At 34.6% G+C, this 465-nt stretch carries 1 pseudogene; it reads left to right on the top strand.

Annotated features, from left to right (window positions below):
- Positions 1-230 precede the first annotated feature (230 nt).
- Positions 231-465 (top strand): annotated as a pseudogene (locus CYP05_RS01575) (Cj0814 family flagellar-dependent secreted protein); the annotation flags it as partial.

Consider the following 465-nt stretch of genomic DNA (forward strand, 5'->3'; position numbering starts at 1 on the left):
AATAACTAACCACACATGAAAACGGCAAAAGAATAAACACTAAAGAAAATTACAACATCACATACATTGAAAATGAACTAAAATTGAAAGCGCTATCTAGCAAAGATAGGCTTTATAAAAAGGTAGATGCGAGAGTTTAGGAGTAAATATATGCAGACTAAACAACTTTGTAAAATAAATCTTTTCACAAAAAAGACGTCATCTTTAGCATGAAGCTAAAAGGATATTAGATGATAAACGCACTTAGTAGTTACGCTTTAAATTTAGAGCAGAACATAAAGGTATCAACCAAAGTTTCTACCAACCAAACCAGCTCAGAGGATTTAGGCTACAAGGTAGATAAGGATGGCTACTTTACAGATGAGTTTAATAAACAAGCTGGCATCCCAATTGATTATAAAATCCACTCAAGCACGCAGGAGTCTTTAGACAGGATAGAGACGCAGCCTGACTATATGCAAAGGG

The sequence above is a fragment of the Campylobacter concisus genome (assembly GCF_002913545.1).
Classification (GTDB): Bacteria; Campylobacterota; Campylobacteria; order Campylobacterales; family Campylobacteraceae; genus Campylobacter_A; species Campylobacter_A concisus_AV.